The sequence below is a fragment of the Pseudonocardia sp. T1-2H genome (genome assembly GCF_038039215.1).
Classification (GTDB): Bacteria; Actinomycetota; Actinomycetes; order Mycobacteriales; family Pseudonocardiaceae; genus Pseudonocardia.
This window is the reverse complement of the sequence record NZ_JBBPCL010000001.1, coordinates 3862014-3881006: the sequence shown is the minus strand read 5'-3', so window position 1 is coordinate 3881006 and position 18993 is coordinate 3862014. Positions and strand designations below refer to the sequence as shown.

The window sequence follows — 18993 nt, the reverse complement described above, 5'->3', positions numbered from 1 at the left end:
CCTGTGAGCACCTCCCTCTCCGCGCCCGTGACGCCGCCGCGGGTCATCACGGAGCGCCGCGGGCGCGTCCTGCTGATCCACATGGACCGCGCGGACAAGCGCAACGCCGTCGACGCGGCCATGACCGCGGGTCTCGACGCGGCCCTCAACGAGCTCGACGACGACCCGGACCTCTGGTGCGGCGTCCTCACCGGCGGCCCGGCGGCGTTCTGCGCCGGGACGGACCTCGCGAACGGCGCCGGGACCCCGACCGAGCGCGGCGGGAACTACGGTGTCGTCCGCCGGGAGCGCACCACTCCGCTGATCGCGGCGGTCGAGGGCGTCGCCTACGGCGGCGGGTTCGAGATCGTGCTGGCCTGCGACCTCGTCGTCGCCGGCCGGGACGCGCGGTTCGCGCTGCCGGAGGTCGCCCGCGGGCTGATCGCCAACTGCGGCGCGCTCTTCCGGACCCCGCGGCCGCTGCCGCTCAACGTCGCCAAGCAGATGCTGCTGACCGGGCAGCCGTTGGGCGCCGAGCGCGCGTACGGTCTCGGGCTGGTCAACGAGCTGGTCGACGCCGGCGAGGCCGAGTCCGCGGCGGTCGCGCTGGCCGAGCAGGTCTGCGCCAACGCGCCGGTGGCGGTGTCCGCCTCACTGCGGGCGCTGGAGGCCGTGGTCGGCGAGCCGGACGAGCGGGGCTGGGCCGCGACGGCCACGGCGACCGAGACGATCATGGCGTCCGCGGACCGGCAGGAGGGCGTCGACGCGTTCCTGCAGAAACGGCCGCCGCGCTGGTCGGGCCGCTGAGGGGGACCGGAGCTAGGCTCCGATCATGGGGGACGAGCCGGCCCGGGGCGGCCGTCGGGACGAGCTGGTGCAGCTGCTGCAGGGGTACGCGTCGGAGTCGGTCCTCGTGGGGCAGGTCTTCGCCGAGCGGCACGGGCTGCACCCGACGGACCTGAACGCGATGCTCGCGGTACTGCAGGCGGACCTCGAGGGTTCGCCGCTGACCCCGGGCCGGCTCGGCGCGCAGCTGGGCCTCTCCTCGGGCGCGACCACCGCCGTCGTCGACCGGCTCGAACGGTTCGGGCACGTCCTGCGCACCCGGGAGGACCCGGACCGCCGGCGCGTCACCCTGCGGTGCGGCGACACGGCGGCGGCGATCGGCCGGCAGTTCTTCGGCCCGCTCGGGGACCGGATGGACGCGATACTCGCCGATTTCTCGAACGCCGAGCTGGACGTCGTCCTGCGGTTCCTGGCCCGGACGACGGAGATGCTCGGCCGCCACCGTGAGTCCGAACAGGACCTGTTCCGGGGCACCCCCGGCGGCGGGCCGGGGTCGTCTTCCGGTCACGCCTCCGGACGCAGTGGGGGGAGCGCGACGGCGATCTCCCCGCCGAGGGAGTAGCCGGGGGCGAGGAACAGCTCGTCGCCGCTCCAGAACCGGCCGGGGTCGTACCAGTTGGGCCGGTTTCCGTCGGGCAGCAGCCGCATCTCCTCGTAGGTGACGGCGACGACCTCCGCGCAGTACGCGGTCGACAGCGCCGAGAACGCCTCGCCCGCGCCGGTCCCGGTGCCGGGTGCCTCCCGGACCTCCCGCTCCCCGCCGACGAGCCCGCGCACCTTCCCCACGAGCGTGCCCCCGGTCCGGCGGAACCGGGTGAGCGCGTCCTGGGCCTGCGGCGCCCGGCCGCGCAGCCAGCGTCCGGCCAGGCGCGCGGTGGAGGGGAACGGCGTGCCGTCGAGACGGGCGACCGTGCGGAGCGCGGCGTCCTCCATCTCGCGGGTGACCTCGCCCTCGAGCTGGCGCAGCCAGGCGCGCTGGCCGTAGCGGTGACCCCACTGCAGGACGGCCTCACGCAGGTCGTGCAGCTGCACGCCGCGGTGGTGGCGGCCCGCCCAGAGGTCCGGCAGGGCCCGGCCGAGCTCCGCGTGCCACATCAGCGGCGGGAGGTCGTCGACCACGATCGCCATGCCGACGTGGTTGACCGGCGCGTTCGTCAGACTGCGGATCGCCCGGTCCGCACCGCTGCGGCCGCGAAAGAGCCAGACGTCGCCCGTGCGGGTCAGGTCGAGCGCCTGGTCCAGCGTGATCGTGGTGCGGGGCACGACCGCTAGCCTAGGGCGGTGCGGATCACCCTCTGGAAGGCGCTGGGCCTCGCCGGCCTGGCCGGCGTCGCGGCGACGGGCGTGGTCGCGGCGCGAGCCGAACGCAGACGCCGCACCTACACCCCGGACGAGATCCGCGCCCGCCTCCACGAACGCGTCGCCGGGACGAACCCCGGCCAGTCGTGACGCGCCCACCGAAAACCGGCGTCATGGAGCCACAATGCGGTTTTCCCGGCCCGAAAACGCGCGTTGTGGCTCCATAATGCGGGCTACGCGTTGGCGGTCGCCAGCTCCAGGTACTGGGCGAACTTCTTCCGGGCCGCCGCGGTGCGGGTCGGGACGTGCTCGGTCGGGACCTCGGTCGGGGTGTAGCCGCGCAGGATCCGCTTCGCGACCGTGGCCTTGTGCACCTCGTCCGGGCCGTCGTAGATCCGGGCGGCGCGGGCGGCCCGGTACATCGACTCGAGTGGCAGGTCGCCGGAGAAGCCCAGCGAGCCGTGCACCTGGATCGCGCGGTCGATCACGTCGTGGAGGACCTTCGCGCCCCAGTACTTGATCATGCCGATCTCGACCCGGGCGTTCGACGCGCCGACCTGGTCCATCGTCCACGCGGCCTGCAGGGTGAGCAGCCGCGCGGCCTTCATCTCCGCCGCCGACATCGCGACCATTTCCTGGATCATCTGCTTGTCCGCCAGCACCGAGCCGTGCGTGTGCCGGCTGACGGCCCGCTCGCAGAGCATGTCGAAGGCGCGCTTCGACTGGCCGAGCCAGCGCATCGCGTGGTGGATACGGCCCGGGCCGAGGCGCTGCTGGGCGAGCTTGAAGCCGTCGCCCGGGTTGCCGACGAGGTTGCTCCTCGGCACCCGCACGTCCCGGTAGAGGATCTCCGCGTGCCCACCCTCGAGGCGGGGCTGCACGAACGAGTGCTCCATCACCGGGATGTCCCGGACGATGTCCACGCCGGGTGTGTCCACCGGAACGATGATCATCGACGAGCCCTGGTACGGCGAGACGTCGGGATCCGTCACGGCCATGACGATGAGGAAGTCCGCCGCGGAGGCGTTGGACGAGAACCACTTGTGCCCGTTGATGACGTACTCGTCGCCCTCGAGGACGGCGCGCGTGGTCAGCAGCGTCGGGTCGGCGCCGGCGCCGGGCTCGGTCATGGAGAAGCAGCTGCGCAGCTCGCCGCGCAGCAGCGGGTGCATCCACTGTTCCTTCTGCTCCGGCGAGCCGCCGATCGCCAGCAGCTCGGCGTTGCCCGAGTCCGGCGCCTGGTTGCCGAAGATGCCCGGCGCGTACCGGCACTGCCCGAGGATCTCGTGCATCAGGCCGAGCTTGACCTGCCCGAACCCGCCGCCGCCGAGCTCCGGAGGCAGGTGGGAGGCCCACAGGCCCCTCTCCTTCACCTTCTCCTTGAGCGGGGCGGTGATGCGCCCGAACGTCTCGCGGTCGATGTCCAGGGTCTCCAGCGGGAAGATCTCCTCGCGGACGAACTCCTGCATCCACTGCAACTGCTTCTCGAACTCCGGTTCGGTGGAGAAGTCCCACGCCATCGTGTCCGCACCTCCGCTGTCGTCGCGCTCCTGAGCTCCGGGCCCATCCTGCACCCGATGCATGTGCCGGCGACAGTAGTGCAGTCGCATTAAAAGTCGGGCGGATCGTGAGCCGGCGCTCCCCCGTTGCGCGGGCCGGGCGGCACCGGGAAGCTGCGGACGTGAGCACCGACGCCACCGATCTCCTGTCCGCCCTGTCGTTCGAGCCCCTGACCCCGGTCTCGTACCTGGACCGCGCCGCGGCCGCGCACGGGGACCGGACGGCGGTGATCGACGGCGCCGAGCGCTGGACGTATGCGGAACTGCGCGAGCGGTGCCGGCGGCTGGCGGGCGCGCTCGAACCGCTGGCGGCGGGTCGGCCGGTGGCGGTGCTGGCGCCGAACACGCACGTCCTGCTGGAGGCGAACTACGGCGTGCCGTGGGCGGGTGTCCCGCTGGTCGCGGTGAACACGCGGCTCTCCGCGAGGGAGGTCGCCTACATCCTCGAGCACTCCGAGGCGGCCGTGCTGGTCCACGACCCGGCCTTCGACGAGCTGGTGGACACCGCGTTCGCGCAGCTCGGCGCGCCGCCGGTGCGGATCCGCGCCGGGGCGGAGTACGAGGCGCTGATCGCGGGCGCCGAGCCGACGGCGATCACCCCGACGGACGAGCGGTCGCTGCTCTCGATCAACTACACGTCCGGGACCACCGGCCGTCCCAAGGGCGTCATGTACCACCACCGCGGCGCCTACCTGCAGGCCCTGGCGATGGTCGGGCACACCGGGCTCTCGCCGTCGGCGGTCCACCTCTGGACGTTGCCGATGTTCCACTGCAACGGCTGGTGCTTCCCCTGGGCGGTGACGGCGGCGGCGGCGACCCACGTGTGCCTGCCGAAGGTCGACCCGGCGCAGGTGTGGCGGCTGATCCGCGAGGAGGGCGTCACGCACCTCAATGGCGCACCGACGGTGCTGAGCATGCTGGCGTACGCGAAGGAGGCCTCGCCGCTGCCCGACGGCCACGTCGTGCGGATCGCCACGGGCGGGGCCCCGCCCTCGCCCGCCATTCTGCGGCGGATGGACGAGCTGGGGTTCGACGTCACGCACCTCTACGGGCTGACCGAGACGTTCGGCCCGGCGATGATCTGCGACTGGAGGCCGGAGTGGAACGGCCTGGACCAGGACGCGCAGTCGCGGCTCAAGGCGCGGCAGGGCGTCGGGAACATGATCGCGTTCACGCCGCGGGTGATCGGCGAGGACGGCGCCGACGTCCCCGCGGACGGCGCGACGACCGGGCAGATCGCGTTGCGCGGCAACAACGTCATGCTCGGCTACCTCAAGGACCCGGAGGCGACGGCCGCCGCCGCGCCGGACGGCTGGTTCCGGACCGGGGACATCGGCGTGGTGCACCCGGACGGCTATGTGGAGCTCCGCGACCGCGCCAAGGACGTGATCATCTCGGGTGGGGAGAACATCGCCTCGGTGGAGGTGGAGCAGGCGATCATGGACCACCCCGCCGTGCTGGAGGCGGCCGTGATCGCCGTCCCGGACGAGCGGTGGGGGGAGGTCCCGGCCGCGTACGTGACCCTGCAGGAGGGGGCGAGCGTGACCGAGGAGGAGATCGTCGAGCACGTGAAGGGCCGGCTGGCGCGGTTCAAGGCGCCCAGGACGGTCACGTTCGGCGAGCTCCCCAGGACTTCCACCGGCAAGATCCAGAAGTTCGTGCTCCGGGACAAGGCCTGGGCGGGAACCGAACGCCGGATCCAATGATCCGGCGGGAGGATCAGGCGGCGAGCTTCGACATCGCCTTCCACTGGTCCCAGGGGATGGTCCAGTCGTAGACGTCGCCGTCCTGGGCGGAGAGCGGCACGCTGCTCCCGGTGACCTCCACCGGGTCCCCGTACAGCGCGGTGGCGAAGTAGGCCTTCGCGTCCGCCGTGGACAGGTTGATGCAGCCGTGTGAGATGTTCCGCCGGCCCTGCGCCGAGGCCGACGCGGGGTTGGCGTGGATGAACTCGCCGTTGTTGGAGATCCGGACCGCCCAGTACTCCGGCACGTCCTCGTACCCGTAGGCCGGGTTGGACATGAGCACCTTCTCGGACTTCGCCATCACGATGTGCACGCCGCTGCGGGTGACGCGGTTCGGGTCCGACTCCATGCCGTAGCTCGCGGGCAGGTTCATCACCTCCTGGCCGTCCCGGATCACGACGAGGTGGTGGCTGTCCTCGTCCGCCCTGACGATCTGGCTGCGGCCGATCGTGAAGGTCCTTTCGACGTCCGCCTTGCCGTACCCGGCCCTGCCCAGGTCGTGTCCGTAGATCTTCGCGGCCACGCCGACCTGCGTGTTCGCCGGCCAGTACTCCTTGGGTCGGTAATGCACGCGGGAGCCGTCCGGACCGTCGGGCAGCCAGGCCCACGCGCCCTCGACCGGCACCGACGTCGTCACCGTGAGGGTGCGCTCGACCTCGGCCTTGGCCTCGTCCGACAGGTCCCGGTCGAAGGCGATCTCGATCGGGGCGGCGACGCCGACCGTGGCGCCGTCGCCGATGTTCGTCGACGCGCGGACGGTCCTCGCCGGGCTCACGGTGGAGAACGAGCCGGCCAGCGGGGTGGCGCTGCCGTCCGGGGCGACCGCGGAGCCGCTCCAGGTGTAGTCCGTGCCGTAGCCCAGCGGCTCCGTCGCGGTCCACTGCCGGCCGTCCGCCGAGAGCGCCCCGGCGACCGAGGTGCCCCTCGAGGAGGTGAGGGCGACGTCACGCAGCGAACCGGCGGTGGTGGACGCGCTGACCGGCGAGGCCGGGCCGAAGTCCTCCGTGTCCGCGGCGGGCTGGACGCTGACGACGGGGATGATCGCCTCCGGGGCGGGCGCGACCTGCTGCGTCCCCGCAGTGGCGGGGTCTCGCGGGGAGCGGGCCGAGGCCGTCGCACAGCCGACGGCCAGTGCCGCCACCGTCCCCAGCGCGACCGCCCCGGCGAGGACCCGCCGGAGCACGCTCGTGTGCACGGACTGCACGCTTCCCCCTCTTGTCATGCGTCACTCGCCGTGACTATCGGTGCACGTCGCGCCGTGTTTCGCCCCCGCGGTCTCGATTGACTAACGACTCCATGATCCGCCTGTTCGGCCGACAGAGGTATACGCCGAACGGAGCACTCGACACACCCCTGATGCGTGGCCGTCGTCGGCGGGGATGATGTCCGGGTGACCGCGGCCCCCGCCTCCGGACTCCCCGTCTCCGAAGTGCCGGCCTCCGCGCTCCGGACCTGCGCGATCCCGCTCGACGTGCCCGCGGAGGTCGGGGTGGCCGAGGCGGTCCGCCGGCTGGCGGGGCGGGAGCGGGTGACGGCGTGGTCCGGGGCGTGGTCCCGGGGCGGGCTCGTGACGTGCGACCCGGCTCCGCTCGCCGGGCCCGCGGACCCGTTCCTGCCGGCGGTCCCGGCGCCCGAGCCCGGCGATGCGCTGGTGGGCGGGGGGTGGTTCGGCTACCTGTCCTTCCCGGGGCGGGCGGCACCGTTCCCGCGGCACAGCCTCGCCTGGTACCCGGACGTCCTCCGGTTCGACGGCGCCGCCTGGTGGTACGAGGCCCTGCTCGGGCCCGGCCCGTACGGGATCTCGGCCGAGAGGGCCGCCGAGCGCCGTGCCGCGGTCGTCGCGGACCTGCACCGGCCGTCGTCGCCGGTCCCGGCCCGGCTCCACGGCATCGGGCCAGAGGGGATCGGACCCGCGGGCCGGACCGCGCACGTCATCGCCGTCGAGGAGGCCGTGCGCGCCATCCGCCGCGGTGAGATCTACCAGGTCAACATCGCCACGCAGCTCGACGCGCGGTTCACCGGCTCGGCGCACGACGCCTGGGCCCGGTTGGTCGAGGCGTACGGGCCGGCCCGGGCGGGATTCGTCGCGGACCCGGCCGGGACGGCGGTGAGCGCGAGCCCGGAGCTGTTCCTGCACCGGGAGGGCCGGGTCGTCCGGACGGCGCCGATCAAGGGCACCCGGCCCCGCACCGGCGCCGCGGACCAGCGCGAACGCGCCCGCCTGGCGGCGTCGGCGAAGGACGCCGCGGAGAACGTGATGATCGTCGACCTGATGCGCAACGACCTCGCCCGGGTCTGCGCGACGGGCACGGTCACGGTGCCGCGGCTGCTCGCCGTCGAACCGCATGCGGGGGTCTGGCACCTCGTCTCGGAGGTCCGCGGCGTCCTCGCCGACGGCCGGGACGACGGGGACCTGCTGCGCGCGGCCTTCCCGCCCGGCTCGGTGACGGGGACGCCGAAGATCCGGGCGGTCGAGCTGATCGAGGAGCTGGAGGCGGTGCCGCGCGGGCTCTTCACCGGGGCGCTGGGGTACCTGAGCCCGCTGGCCGGCCTGGAGCTGGCGGTGGCGATCCGGACGCTGGAGCTCACCCCGGACGGCCGGGCCCGGCTCGGCGTCGGCGGCGGGGTCACGGTCGACTCGACGCCCGCCGAGGAGTGGGCGGAGTGCCTCACCAAGGCGGCCCCGGTCCTGGGGGTCCTCGGCGCGGCCGTTCCCGCGGCTCCGGTGGCACGCGCGGCGGACCCGGCCGGGGGGATCTTCGAGACGATCCTGGTCCGCGACGGCCGCGTGCGGCGGTCGGCGGACCACGTCGGGCGGCTGCGGCGCTCGTACTGGGAGGCGTACGGGGTGCGGCTGAGCGCCGACGTCGAGGCGGCGGTGGCAGAGGCCCTGGCCTCGGGGCCCATGAGGACCGCCGCTCGGATGCGGGTCGTCGCGCGCCCCGGCGCACCGGACCACGTGCGCGTGACCGTCGCTCCCTTCGCGCCCGTCCCGCTCGCCGCGCAGCCCGGCCTGGTGCTGCGGGTGTGTACGGAGACCGCTGGTGAGCGGCACAAGCTCGTGGACCGGGGCTGGCTGGACGCGCACGAGGCCGCGGTGGGTGAGGAGGAGACACCCCTGCTCGTCGACGACGCCGGGCTGGCCCTCGAGTCCACCCGCTCGTCCGTCTTCGAGGTGCGGGACGGGCTGGTCCGGACCCCGCCGCTGGACGGCCGGATCCTCCCCGGGACCGCGCGCCAGGCCGTGCTGGACGAGCGGCCGGACGCACGACCCGCCGTCGTCGCGCTCGGGGAGCTGGCCGGGGCGGACGGGGTGTTCCTGACGAACGCCCTGCGCGGGGTGCAGTGGGTGCGGGAGCTCCGCGACGTCGACGGCACGCCGCTCGCCCGGTGGGCCGGGCCGGACCCGGTGACGGTCGCGATCGCCGCCGCCCTGGACGCCGACGACCGCTGACCTCCGGGCCTCGACGCCCCCGGAGCCACTCGACGCTCGGCGGTCCGGGGCCTCGACGCGCGAATCCGGCGTTGCTCGACGAGCCGGGCGATGTCGCCGCGACCGCGTGTCCGTCAGCGCAGGCCGAGGGTCCGGTAGCGCCGCCGTCGCCGGACCAGGCGGTCCATGGGGGACAGCGGGAGGAGCGCCCGCAGCTCCGTCTCGATCGTGGCGGCCACTCGCCCGGTGAAGGCCTCCGGTTCGCCCGCGGCGTCCGGGAAGCTCGTCGACGATCGTGTCCACCGCCCCCGCCCGGAACAGGTCGACGCTGCGGACGTGCTGGGACGCCGCGACGTCCGCGGCCTTGTCCGGCGTGCCGTGGACGATCGTGCTGGCGCCCTCCGGCGGGAGCGGGGTGAGCCAGCCGTGCCGCGCGGCGACGACCCGGTCCGTCGGCAGCAGGGCCAGCGCGGCGCCGCCGGTGCCCTGCCCGAGCAGCACCGAGACCGTCGGCACCGAGAGCTCGGTGAGGTCGCCGAGGCAGCGGGCGATCTCCCCGGCCAGTCCGCCCTCCTCCGCCTCGACGGACAGGGACGCCCCCGTCGTGTCGATCACCGAGACCAGCGGCAGGCCCAGCTCCCCGGCCAGCCGCATCCCGCGCCGCGCCGTCCGCAGCGCGCCGGGACCGAGCGGGGAGCGGGCCTGGGCGCGGCGGTCCTGGCCGATCAGCACGCAGGCGACGCTCCCGAACCGCACCAGCGCCAGCAGCATCCCCGTCCCGGCCTCGCCCTCGCCGGTCCCCGCCAGCGGGATGACGTCCGAGGCCGCGAGGCGCAGCAGGTCCCGCACGCCGGGCCGCTCCGGCCGCCTGGAGATCGTGATCGACGTCCAGGCGTCCGCGTCCGGGTCCGCAGGTTCGGCCCGGGACGGAGGACCGGGCGGCGGCACCATCGGGTCGACCGGGTCGAGCATGGCCAGCACCCGCGCCGTGACGCCCGCGAGCCGGTTCGCGGGCAGCACCGCGTCGACGAGACCGTGCCGGTGCAGGTTCTCCGCGGTCTGCACGCCGTCCGGGAAGGCCTGGCCGTGCAGCGCCGAGTAGACCTTCGGCCCGAGGAAGCCGACGAGCGCGCCGGGCTCGGCGACGGTGACGTGGCCGAGCGAGCCCCAGGAGGCGAAGACCCCGCCCGTGGTCGGATGCCGCAGGTAGACGAGGTAGGCCAGGCCCGCGGCCCGGTGGGCGGTGACCGCGGCGGAGATCGCCGCCATCCGGAGGAACGCGAGCGCACCCTCCTGCATCCGGGTCCCCCCGGACGCCGTCGCGGCGAGCAGCGGCAGCCGCTCCGCGGTGGCCCGCTCGATCGCGCCGATCAGCCGCTCGGCCGTCGCGACGCCGATCGAGCCCGCGAGGAACGCGAACTCGCTGCACACCACCGCGACCCGGCGGCCGTCGATGCGGCCCTCGCCGGTCACCACCGCCTCGTCGACGCCGCTGCGCTCGTGCGCGGCGGCGAGCTCGGCGCGGTAGGCGGGCGTGTCCGAGATCAGCGGAACGGGCGCGGGCGTGCTGTCCCAGGAGCAGAACGAGCCGCCGTCGAGGACGGTGTCGAGCAGGAGGCGCGAGCGAGGTGCGGGCACGTGATCACCGTGCCACGCCGGAGCACTGACAGCCGACTCACAGGGATGTCCCAGACCGCCCACACCCCCGGGCCGCACCCTCGACCCGTGGCGGGCGGACGGCGGGCGAGGACGGTCGCGGGCAGGGGCCCGCGGTCGCTGCGCGCGCGGCTCGTCGCGTCCGTCATGCTGCTGCTCGCCGCGGTGTGCGCCGTCGTCGGCATCGCCACCGCGGTCGCCCTGCGGCATTTCCTGATCGACCAGCTCGACGACGACCTCGCCTCCGCGCGCGGCCGCTTCGTCGGCATGCAGCAGGACCACGGATCGGCACCTCCGCTCGGGCTCCCGCACGAGGAGCAGCCGGACGGCGGCACGGACTTCCTCGGTCCGGCCCAGGCGCCGCGGACGGTCGGCGCCGTCGTCGTGGCGGGGAGCGTCACCGACGCCGTGGTGAGCGACCGCGGCGGTGCCACCTCGACCGTCCCCGGTGACCTCCACGCGACCCTCGCCGCGGTCCTGCCGGGCGCGCGGCCGGTCAGCGAGGACCTCGGGGACCTCGGCACCTACCGCCTCGTCGCGACCCTGGACCGGGACGGATCGGTGCTGGTCATCGGCCTGCCACAGGCGGGCGTCGATCACCTGCTCGGGCTGCTGGTGCTCGCGGAGGGCGTGGTGCTCGCGGTGGCGCTGCTCGTCGCCGGCGTGGCCGGCGCCGTCGCGGTGCGCCGCGAGCTGCGGCCGCTGGAGCGGGTGGCGGCCACCGCGGCGCGGGTGTCGGACCTGCGGCTGGACAGCGGGGACGTCGAGCTCGTCGAGCGGGTGCCGGCCCTCGACACGGACCCGCGGACCGAGGTCGGGCAGGTCGGGGTGGCGCTCAACCGGATGCTGGACAACGTCGCGGCCGCCCTGGAGGCCCGGCACGCCAGCGAGACGCAGCTGCGGCAGTTCGTCGCGGACGCGAGCCACGAGTTGCGTACCCCGCTCGCCGCGATCCGCGGGTACGCCGAGCTGAGCGGCCGCGACCCGGCGCTGCCCCCGGGTGCCGCGTACTCGTTGCAGCGCATCTCCGCGCAGTCGTTGAGGATGAGTGCGCTGGTGGAGAACCTGCTGCTGCTCGCCCGGCTCGACGCCGGCCGCCCGCTGGAGCGGCTCCCCGTCGACCTCACCCGGATCGTCGTCGACGCGGTGTCCGACGCGAGCGCGGCCGGCCCGCGGCACCGCTGGCGGCTCAGCGTGCCGGACGAGCCGGTGACGGTCGTCGGCGACGGGGCCCGGCTGACCCAGGTCCTGACGAACCTGCTGGCCAACGCCCGCACGCACACCCCGGAGGGCACGGAGGTCACCGCGGTCCTGGCCGTCCGCGGGGGCGAGGTGCGGCTGACCGTCGCGGACACCGGGCCCGGCGTCCCCGCGGACCTGCTCCCGCACGTCTTCGAGCGGTTCGCGCGGGGCGAGGCGTCCCGGACCCGCGCCGCGAACGAGACCGCGAGCACCGGGCTCGGGCTGGCGATCGTCGAGGCGGTGGCGGCGGCGCACGGCGGGTCGATCACGGTGCGCAGCGCGCCCGGGCGGACGGTGTTCACGGTTCGGCTCCCGGCCGGGGCCGTACCGCAGGAGCCGGTCATCCTTCCGGGTGACGAGGCCGTGGTTCGCGGCTAACCTCCCGGGAATCCGGTTGCCGTCGCGGGGGAGCAGGTATGACCGAACAGTCGGCGAAGACGACCACGACCGGCGGGAGGAAGCACCGGTTGCCGGTGCGCATGCTGGTCGCGGCCTCCATCGGCAACGCCATCGAGTGGTACGACTGGACGATCTACGCGACGTTCTCGATCTACTTCGCGACGCAGATCTTCCCGGCCGGCAACGAGGCGCTCGCCCTGCTGAGCACCTTCGCCACGTACGCGCTGGCCTTCTTCTTCCGCCCGCTCGGCGGTTTCCTGCTCGGCCGGTTCGCCGACCTGCACGGACGCCGGACGGCCATGTTCCTGACCATCACGCTGATGGCCGGCGGATCGTTGGTGATCGCGATCCTGCCGACCTTCGAGATGGTCGGCTGGCTGGCGCCGATCCTGCTGGTGCTGGCCAGGATCGCGCAGGGCATGTCGCTGGGCGGTGAGGTCTCGAACGCCTCGGCCTACCTCGGGGAGGTCGCTCCGCCGAGCCGGCGCGGGCGCTACTCGTCGTTCTTCTACATCTCCACGGGCACGGCCGTGCTGCTCGCCTCGCTGCTCGGCGCGCTGCTCACCGGGGTCCTCGACCAGGGCCAGCTCGCGTCATGGGGCTGGCGGATCCCGTTCCTGGTCGGTGGGCTGCTCGGCTTCTTCGGCCTGTGGCTGCGCCGGACGATCCCCGAGACCGAGCAGTTCGAGGAGAACAAGAAGAAGGCGCAGGAGCTGAAGAACCCGCTGCTCATCACGCTGCGCGAGCACCCCAAGGCCGTCGCGCAGCTCGTCGGGTTCACGCTGCTCTCGACGCTCTGCTACTACACGTTCTTCTCCGCGCTGACGCCGTTCGCGGTGAAGTCCCGGGGTGCGGACGCGGGCGACGTGTTCCTGGCGCTGTCGATCGCGACCGCGCTGTTCGTGCTCCTGCAGTACCCGATGGGCGCGCTGTCGGACAGGTTCGGCCGCAAGCCTCAGCTGCTGGTCTGGTCCGCGGCGACCGCGGTCCTGATCGTGCCGCTCTCCTCGCTGATCGGCCCCGGGTTCGGCAACCTGCTCGTGGTGTTCGGCGTCGGGCTCGCGCTCTACACGGCGATGACGTCCATCGCCCCGGCGATCATGAGCGAGCTCTTCCCCACCGAGGTGCGCGGGCTGGGCATCGGGGCCTGGTACAACCTCACGGTCGCGGTGTTCGGCGGCACGGCACCGCTGGTCATCCAGGCGTTGTCCGAGGCCGGGGCGTCGCAGGCGTTCTTCTGGTACGTCGCGGGCGGGGCGGTCATCGCGTTCCTGACGATCCTCACCCTGCCGGAGACGAAGGGCACCGTCCTGCGCTGACGCGCCCGTGCGCGTTCCTCGTTGCCAGGGCGAGGAGTTCCGCGCACGACCGGCGACGCTGCACGATAGGGGGATGAGCTACGACGTCGCGACGCTCCGGTCCCGGTTCCCCGCCCTCGCCGCGGGGGCGGCCCACTTCGACGGCCCCGGCGGTTCCCAGGTGCCGGACGCCGTCGCCGAGGCCGTGGCGGCGACGCTGCTGGCCCCGCTGGCCAACCGGGGCCGCGTCACGGCGGCGGAGCGGCACGCGGACGGGATCGTGCTCCGGGCGCGCGCCGCCATGGGGGACCTGCTGAACGCGGACTCCCGCGGGATCGTGTTCGGCCGCAGTATGACCCAGCTGACCTACGACCTCGCCCGGGCCCTCGCCGCGACCTGGGGGCCGGGGGACGAGGTCGTCGTCACGAGCCTGGACCACGACGCCAACATCCGGCCCTGGCTGCTCGCCGCGGAGATCTCCGGCGCAACCGTCCGCTGGGCCGAGTTCGATCCGGAGACCGCGGAGCTCACGGCGGACCACGTCGCCGCCGTGCTGTCGTCGCGCACGAAGCTGGTGGCCGTCACCGGGTCGTCGAACATCCTGGGGACGCGGCCCCCGGTCGCGGAGATCACCCGGCTGGCGCGGGCGGCCGGGGCGCTGGCGTTCGTCGACGGCGTGCACCTCACCGCGCACGTGCCCGTCGACGTCGCGGAGCTGGGCGCGGACTTCTTCGCCTGCTCGCCCTACAAGTTCCTCGGCCCGCACTGCGGGGTCCTCGCCGCCCATCCGGAGCTGCTCGAGGGGTTGCGGCCGGCCAAGCTCGCGCCGTCCACGGACGACGTGCCGGAGCGCTTCGAGCTGGGCACTCTGCCGTACGAGCTGCTCGCGGGGACGACCGCGGCCGTCGGCTTCCTCGCGGACCTGAGCGGCAAGGGCAGTGAGGACGCCCCGCGCCGGGAGCGGATCGTGGCCGGCATGACGGCCGTGGAGGAGCACGAGACGCCGTTGCTCGCCCGGATCGAGGCGGGGCTCGCGCAGCTTCCGGGCGTCGTCGTCCGGTCCCGGGCGGCGCACCGGACGCCGACCCTGCTCGTCGAGTTCCCGGACGGGGACCCGCAGAAGGCCTACCGCTACCTGGCCCAGCGCAACGTCAACGCCCCGGCGGGCTCGTTCTACGCGCTGGAGGCGTCGCGCCGCCTCGGCCTGGGCGACACGGGCTCGCTGCGGATCGGGCTGGCCCCCTACACGAACGACGACGACGTCGACCGCCTGCTGCGCGCCCTGGGGGACTTCGTCGGTCTCTGACGCCGGCGGCGTACCTCCGCACCCGGCTCGCCCCCTCCAAGGTCCCGCGGACGGTGGAGTTCGCGGCCGAGCCGTTGCGGGACGACGCGGGGAAGATCCGGCGGAGCGCTGCAGGAGGAGCGTCTTCGCCCCGCGGGTTCGCGATCCGCGACATGATCGGCATGTGCGGGTGCTCGTGTCCTTCGTCGGCGGTCGTGGCCATCTGGAGCCGCTGCTGCCGGTCGCCCGTGCGCTCTCCGCGGCCGGGCACTCGCTGCTGGTGACCGGGCAGCCGTCGATGGGGCAGGCGGTGCTCGACGCCGGGTTCCCCTTCCTCGCCACGGGCGAGGACCTGGGGGACGCCGGGAAGCGCTTCCCGCTGCTCGCGTACGACGCCGACCGGGAGGACGACTCGCTGCGCCGCGGCTTCGCCGGCCGCACCGCCCGTCGCCGGGGCGCGGACGTGTTCGCCCTGTGCCGCTACTGGGTGCCGGACGTCCTGCTGTGCGACGAGATCGACTTCGGCGCGATGGTCGCCGCGGAGCGGTTCGGGGTCCGGCACGCGACGGTGCTGGTCACGGCCGCGGGGTCGTTCGTACGGCCGGAGGTGGTCGCCCCGGCCCTCGACGTGCTGCGGCACGGGTTCGGGCTGCCGCCCGACCCGGGGCTGGCGATGCCGGCGCGCGACCTCGTCGTCGCGCCGTTCCCGCGGGGGTTCCGGGACCCGGCGCACCCGCTGCCGCCGGGTGCCGTGTCGATCCGGCCGCCGGGCGTGTGCCCCGCCGGGGCGGCCGGCAGCGCCCCGCCGCCCTGGCCGGTCGCCCGGCCCGGTGCCCCGATCGTCTACGCCACCCTCGGCACGATCTTCGACACCGAGTCCGGCGACCTCTTCTCCAGGCTCGCCGCGGGGCTCGCCGCGCTCCCGGTGAACGTCCTGCTCACCGTGGGCCGGCACGTCCACCCGTCGGAGATCGGGCCGCAGCCGCCGCACGTCCACGTCGCGTCGTTCGTCCCGCAGGCCCGGGTGTTGCCGCACTGCGCGGCGGTGGTGTCGCACGGCGGTTCCGGGACGGTGATCGGCGCGCTCGCCCACGGCGTCCCGGTGGTGGTGCTGCCGATGGGCGCGGACCAGGACCGCAACGCCGGACGGGTCACGGACCTCGGGACCGGGCTCGTCCTCGACCCGCTGACGGCGACGCCCGCGGAGATCGGCGCCGCGACCCTGCGGGTGCTGCGCGAACCCGCCTTCGCCGGCGCCGCCCGGACCCTCGCGGACGAGGCCGCGGCGCTGCCCGGGGCGGAGGTCGTCGTCGGAGCAGTCGAGGGTCTGGCGACCTAGCGTGCGAGCCCGTCGATGATCACCGACTCGTCCGGGTGCAGCTGGAAGCGGACGTGCGAAATCCGTGCACGAGGACGAAGGTCGTGGTGGTCACTCCCCGGATTCCGGCGGACGCTGCCCGTAGGTCCGCAGCTTCGCGATGACGCGTTCGAGCTCGTCGGGCGGGATCAGGCTCGGCGTGCCGAGGAGCGACGCCTGGTGGTGGAGCCGGCAGAGCCACTCCAGGTAGGTCGTGCGGGTGTACGCCTCCGCGAGCGTGGCGCCGTACGTCGTGGCGCCGTGGTTGCGCAGCAGCACCGCGGACCGGCCCTCGAGCGCGCGCACGCTCGCCTCGGCCAGCTCGGCGGAACCGTAGGTGGCGTAGGGCGCCACCCGGACCGGCCCGCCGAGCAGCCCGACGAGGTAGTGGATCGGCGGCAGCTCGTCGAGCAGCGTGGACAGCGCCGTGGCGTGGAGCGGATGCGTGTGGACGACGGCCCGGGCGTCCGTCCCCCGGTACACCGCCAGGTGCATGGGCACCTCCGACGAGGGCTCGCGCCGCGCGTCGACCGGGCCGCCGTCGAGGTCGAGCACGCACACGTCCGGCGGGGTGAGCGCCGCGTAGTCGACGCCGCTGGGCGTCACCGCGATGAGGTCGCCGACCCGCACGCTCAGGTTCCCCGACGTCCCTACGGTGAGCCCGTCGGCGTCCATCCGGCGGCAGTACCCGACGATCGACGCCCGCTCGTCGGCCAGCAGCATGGCGCCAGTCTGCCGGTGGGTACTCCTGGATCGGGTGCCGCCCCGGCACGGCTACATCGCGAGGACCGAGTCCGCCTCGATGCGCAGGAGCAGCCGCGTCTCGTTCCGGCCGCCGTACCAGGGGTAGGGGCCGCCGAGGTAGCGCTGCGCCAGGGACTCGATGTGCTCGGCCGCACCCTCGGTGGTGACGTCGACGACCCGGCCGCGAATCCCGAAGTACCGGGCGGGGTCGTCCGGATCGGACACGTTCACCGCCACCCGGGGGTCCCGCTCGATGTTGCGGATCTTCTGGTGGCCGCGGACAGAGTTGATCAGGATGTGCGTGCCGTCCGTGTCCACCCAGGTCTGGGTGAGCTGCGGGGAGCCGTCCGGCATGACGGTCGCCAGGTAGCAGGGGCTGGCCCGGCGCAGGAGCTCGAGCATCGGGCCGGGAAGCGGTGGTGGGGTGGCCATGGCCGGACGTTACGGGAGCCGGGGCCGCGGGTACCGCCCCCGCCATGACGGCTTTCGGATACACCCTGCTCTGCGAGCAGCGCGGCCCTCGCGAGCTGGTCTCGGACGCGGTCGCCGCGGAACGGGCCGGCTTCGACTTCGAGGTCATCAGCGACCACTACTTCCCCTGGCTGGACTCCATGGGGCACGCGCCGTACGCCTGGAGCGTGCTCGGCGCGGTCGCCACGGCCACCGAGCGGGTGGGGCTGATGACCTACGTGACGTGCCCGACGATCCGCTACCACCCGGTCGTCGTCGCGCAGAAGGCGGCGACGGTCGCCCTGCTCGCCGACGGCCGGTTCACCCTCGGGCTGGGCGCGGGGGAGAACCTGAACGAGCACGTCGTCGGGCAGGGCTGGCCGCCGGCGAACGTCCGGCACGAGATGCTCGACGAGGCCGTGGCGATCATCCGCGAGCTGTTCGGGGGCGGCTACGTCAACTTCGTCGGGCGGCACTACCGGGTGGACTCGGCGAAGCTCTGGGACCTCCCGGAGGGCGGCGTGCCGATCGCCGTCGCGGTGTCCGGCACGCAGTCGATCGAGCACTTCGCCCCGGTGAGCGACGCCATGGTCGCGGTGGAGCCCGAACCCGCGCTGGTGCAGGGTTTCGACCGGGCTGCCGGGGTCGAGCTGCCCAAGATCGGCCAGCAGCCGATCAGCTGGGACCCGGACCGGGACACGGCCGTGGATCGGGCGCACGAGCTGTTCCGCTGGTTCGCCGGCGGCTGGAAGGTCAACGCCGAGCTGCCCGGGACCGCCGGGTTCGCCGCCGCGACCTCGTTCGTGCGGAAGGAGGACGTCGCGCAGGCGTTCCCGTGCGGGCCGGACGTGTCCGCACACGTCGAGGCGGTCCGGCCGTTCGTCGACGCGGGGTTCACCCATGTCGCTCTCGCCCAGGTGGGTGGGGAGACCCAGCCCGCCTTCTGCGACTTCGCCCGCGACGAGCTGCTGCCCGCGCTGCGGGAGGAGTTCGGCGAGGCCAAGGACCGGGCGATCGGCCTGCGTAGCGAGCGCTGAGCGGGGTACACCCCCACGACCCACGAGAGGAGAACGCATGAGCACCCTGACCGGAAAGCGCGTCGCGATCCTGGCGACGGACGGTGTCGAGGAGGTCGAGCTGACCCAGCCGCGGAAGGCGGTGGAGGACGCGGGCGCCACGACGGAGATCGTGTCCCTCTCCGACGACGCGATCCAGGCCATGAACGGCGACATCGTCCCCGCGGGCACCTACCCCGTGGACAAGGTCGCGTCGAAGGTCTCGGCCGACGACTACGACGCGCTGCTCCTGCCGGGCGGCACCGTCAACGCGGACCGGCTCCGCATGGACGCGGACGTGCTCACCTTCGTCAAGGACGTGTTCGCGGCGGGCAAGCCCGTCGGCGTCATCTGCCACGGGCCGTGGACGCTCGTGGAGGCGGACCTCGTGCGGGGGCGCACCCTGACGTCGTTCCCCAGCCTGCGCACGGACATCCGCAACGCCGGCGGCACCGTGGTGGACGAGGAGGTCGTCACCGACAGAGGACTCGTCTCCAGCCGCAACCCGGACGACCTGCCCGCGTTCTGCGCGAAGGTCGTCGAGGAGTTCGCCGAGGGTCCGCACAAGGTGCACGACGAGGGCGCAACGAGCTGAACCCGTGCGCGGGCGCCGTCGCCCGGCGGCGTGCCCGCGCACGAGGTGAGA

General features: G+C 74.0%; 16 protein-coding genes and 1 pseudogene. 11 read left to right on the top strand and 6 right to left on the bottom strand.

Features of this window, described 5'->3' with window-relative positions:
• The first annotated feature begins 3 nt into the window (after positions 1-3).
• Together WBK50_RS19145 and WBK50_RS19140 are read left to right on the top strand one after the other, a co-directional pair.
• Positions 4-786: an enoyl-CoA hydratase-related protein gene (locus WBK50_RS19145; RefSeq protein ID WP_341336926.1), complete on the top strand. Its 783-nt coding sequence runs from the start codon at positions 4-6 to the stop codon at positions 784-786.
• 25 nt (positions 787-811) lie between these two features.
• Positions 812-1387, top strand: coding sequence for a MarR family winged helix-turn-helix transcriptional regulator (locus WBK50_RS19140; RefSeq protein ID WP_341336925.1), 576 nt, complete (start codon positions 812-814; stop codon positions 1385-1387).
• Here the strand turns inward: WBK50_RS19140 and WBK50_RS19135 are convergent.
• Positions 1330-2088 (bottom strand): hypothetical protein, encoded by a 759-nt coding sequence (locus WBK50_RS19135; RefSeq protein ID WP_341336924.1) that lies wholly within the window; start codon positions 2086-2088, stop codon positions 1330-1332. The genes WBK50_RS19140 and WBK50_RS19135 overlap by 58 nt on opposite strands.
• Before the next feature lie 18 nt (positions 2089-2106).
• On the opposite strand from WBK50_RS19135, the gene WBK50_RS19130 reads away from it, so the two are divergent.
• Positions 2107-2274, top strand: a complete 168-nt coding sequence (locus tag WBK50_RS19130) for a hypothetical protein (protein WP_341336923.1) — start codon at positions 2107-2109, stop codon at positions 2272-2274.
• An 83-nt stretch (positions 2275-2357) separates the two neighbouring features.
• Here the strand turns inward: WBK50_RS19130 and WBK50_RS19125 are convergent, their stop codons facing one another.
• Positions 2358-3644, bottom strand: a complete 1287-nt coding sequence (locus WBK50_RS19125) for an acyl-CoA dehydrogenase family protein (protein WP_341336922.1) — start codon at positions 3642-3644, stop codon at positions 2358-2360.
• 185 nt (positions 3645-3829) lie between these two features.
• Here WBK50_RS19125 and WBK50_RS19120 point away from each other — a divergent pair, with 185 nt between their 5' ends.
• Positions 3830-5389, top strand: coding sequence for an acyl--CoA ligase family protein (locus WBK50_RS19120; RefSeq protein ID WP_341339442.1), 1560 nt, complete (start codon positions 3830-3832; stop codon positions 5387-5389).
• A gap of 13 nt (positions 5390-5402) precedes the next feature.
• On the opposite strand, the gene WBK50_RS19115 is transcribed toward WBK50_RS19120, so the two are convergent.
• Positions 5403-6632 carry a L,D-transpeptidase gene (locus tag WBK50_RS19115; protein ID WP_341336921.1) on the bottom strand — a complete coding sequence of 410 codons (1230 nt, stop codon included), beginning with the start codon at positions 6630-6632 and terminating at the stop codon, positions 5403-5405.
• 186 nt (positions 6633-6818) lie between these two features.
• Between WBK50_RS19115 and WBK50_RS19110 the strand changes: the two genes are divergently transcribed.
• On the top strand, positions 6819-8882 hold the full coding sequence (locus WBK50_RS19110; protein ID WP_341336920.1) for an aminodeoxychorismate synthase component I: 2064 nt from the start codon (positions 6819-6821) through the stop codon (positions 8880-8882).
• Positions 8883-9194: 312 nt separating this feature from the next.
• Here WBK50_RS19110 and WBK50_RS19105 read toward each other — a convergent pair.
• Positions 9195-10727, bottom strand: a pseudogene (locus tag WBK50_RS19105) (carboxyl transferase domain-containing protein); the annotation flags it as partial.
• Here WBK50_RS19105 and WBK50_RS19100 point away from each other — a divergent pair.
• The 4 genes from WBK50_RS19100 (at position 10665) to WBK50_RS19085 (ending at position 16080) form a co-directional block, all read left to right on the top strand.
• Positions 10665-12137 carry a sensor histidine kinase gene (locus tag WBK50_RS19100; protein ID WP_341339441.1) on the top strand — a complete coding sequence of 491 codons (1473 nt, stop codon included), beginning with the start codon at positions 10665-10667 and terminating at the stop codon, positions 12135-12137. The pseudogene WBK50_RS19105 and the gene WBK50_RS19100 overlap by 63 nt on opposite strands.
• Before the next feature lie 38 nt (positions 12138-12175).
• Positions 12176-13477: an MFS transporter gene (locus tag WBK50_RS19095; RefSeq protein ID WP_341336919.1), complete on the top strand. Its 1302-nt coding sequence runs from the start codon at positions 12176-12178 to the stop codon at positions 13475-13477.
• Between the two features lie 73 nt (positions 13478-13550).
• Positions 13551-14762, top strand: a complete 1212-nt coding sequence (locus WBK50_RS19090) for a cysteine desulfurase-like protein (protein ID WP_341336918.1) — start codon at positions 13551-13553, stop codon at positions 14760-14762.
• 163 nt (positions 14763-14925) lie between these two features.
• Positions 14926-16080 (top strand): glycosyltransferase, encoded by a 1155-nt coding sequence (locus WBK50_RS19085; protein WP_341336917.1) that lies wholly within the window; start codon positions 14926-14928, stop codon positions 16078-16080.
• A gap of 90 nt (positions 16081-16170) precedes the next feature.
• Here the strand turns inward: WBK50_RS19085 and WBK50_RS19080 are convergent, their stop codons facing one another.
• Together WBK50_RS19080 and WBK50_RS19075 are read right to left on the bottom strand one after the other, a co-directional pair.
• The gene (locus tag WBK50_RS19080; RefSeq protein ID WP_341336916.1) at positions 16171-16821 is read right to left on the bottom strand and encodes a class II aldolase/adducin family protein; all 651 of its coding nucleotides are present in this window, start codon (positions 16819-16821) and stop codon (positions 16171-16173) included.
• A 51-nt stretch (positions 16822-16872) separates the two neighbouring features.
• On the bottom strand, positions 16873-17274 hold the full coding sequence (locus WBK50_RS19075; protein ID WP_341336915.1) for a PPOX class F420-dependent oxidoreductase: 402 nt from the start codon (positions 17272-17274) through the stop codon (positions 16873-16875).
• Between the two features lie 44 nt (positions 17275-17318).
• On the opposite strand from WBK50_RS19075, the gene WBK50_RS19070 reads away from it, so the two are divergent.
• Entirely contained in the window at positions 17319-18329 is a 1011-nt protein-coding gene (locus WBK50_RS19070) for an LLM class F420-dependent oxidoreductase (RefSeq protein WP_341336914.1), read from the top strand.
• 37 nt (positions 18330-18366) lie between these two features.
• Positions 18367-18942, top strand: coding sequence for a type 1 glutamine amidotransferase domain-containing protein (locus WBK50_RS19065; protein WP_341336913.1), 576 nt, complete (start codon positions 18367-18369; stop codon positions 18940-18942).
• Positions 18943-18993 lie beyond the last annotated feature (51 nt).

What these genes read in the sequence shown, in the direction of transcription:
- WBK50_RS19075 (WP_341336915.1), bottom strand. Translation starts at nt 17,274, where the DNA reads ATGGCCACCCCACCACCGCTTCCCGGCCCGATGCTCGAGCTCCTGCGC.
- WBK50_RS19140 (WP_341336925.1), top strand. Translation starts at nt 812, where the DNA reads ATGGGGGACGAGCCGGCCCGGGGCGGCCGTCGGGACGAGCTGGTGCAG.
- WBK50_RS19090 (WP_341336918.1), top strand. Translation starts at nt 13,551, where the DNA reads ATGAGCTACGACGTCGCGACGCTCCGGTCCCGGTTCCCCGCCCTCGCC.
- WBK50_RS19125 (WP_341336922.1), bottom strand. Translation starts at nt 3,644, where the DNA reads ATGGCGTGGGACTTCTCCACCGAACCGGAGTTCGAGAAGCAGTTGCAG.
- WBK50_RS19080 (WP_341336916.1), bottom strand. Translation starts at nt 16,821, where the DNA reads ATGCTGCTGGCCGACGAGCGGGCGTCGATCGTCGGGTACTGCCGCCGG.
- WBK50_RS19070 (WP_341336914.1), top strand. Translation starts at nt 17,319, where the DNA reads ATGACGGCTTTCGGATACACCCTGCTCTGCGAGCAGCGCGGCCCTCGC.
- WBK50_RS19100 (WP_341339441.1), top strand. Translation starts at nt 10,665, where the DNA reads ATGCTGCTGCTCGCCGCGGTGTGCGCCGTCGTCGGCATCGCCACCGCG.
- WBK50_RS19095 (WP_341336919.1), top strand. Translation starts at nt 12,176, where the DNA reads ATGACCGAACAGTCGGCGAAGACGACCACGACCGGCGGGAGGAAGCAC.
- WBK50_RS19065 (WP_341336913.1), top strand. Translation starts at nt 18,367, where the DNA reads ATGAGCACCCTGACCGGAAAGCGCGTCGCGATCCTGGCGACGGACGGT.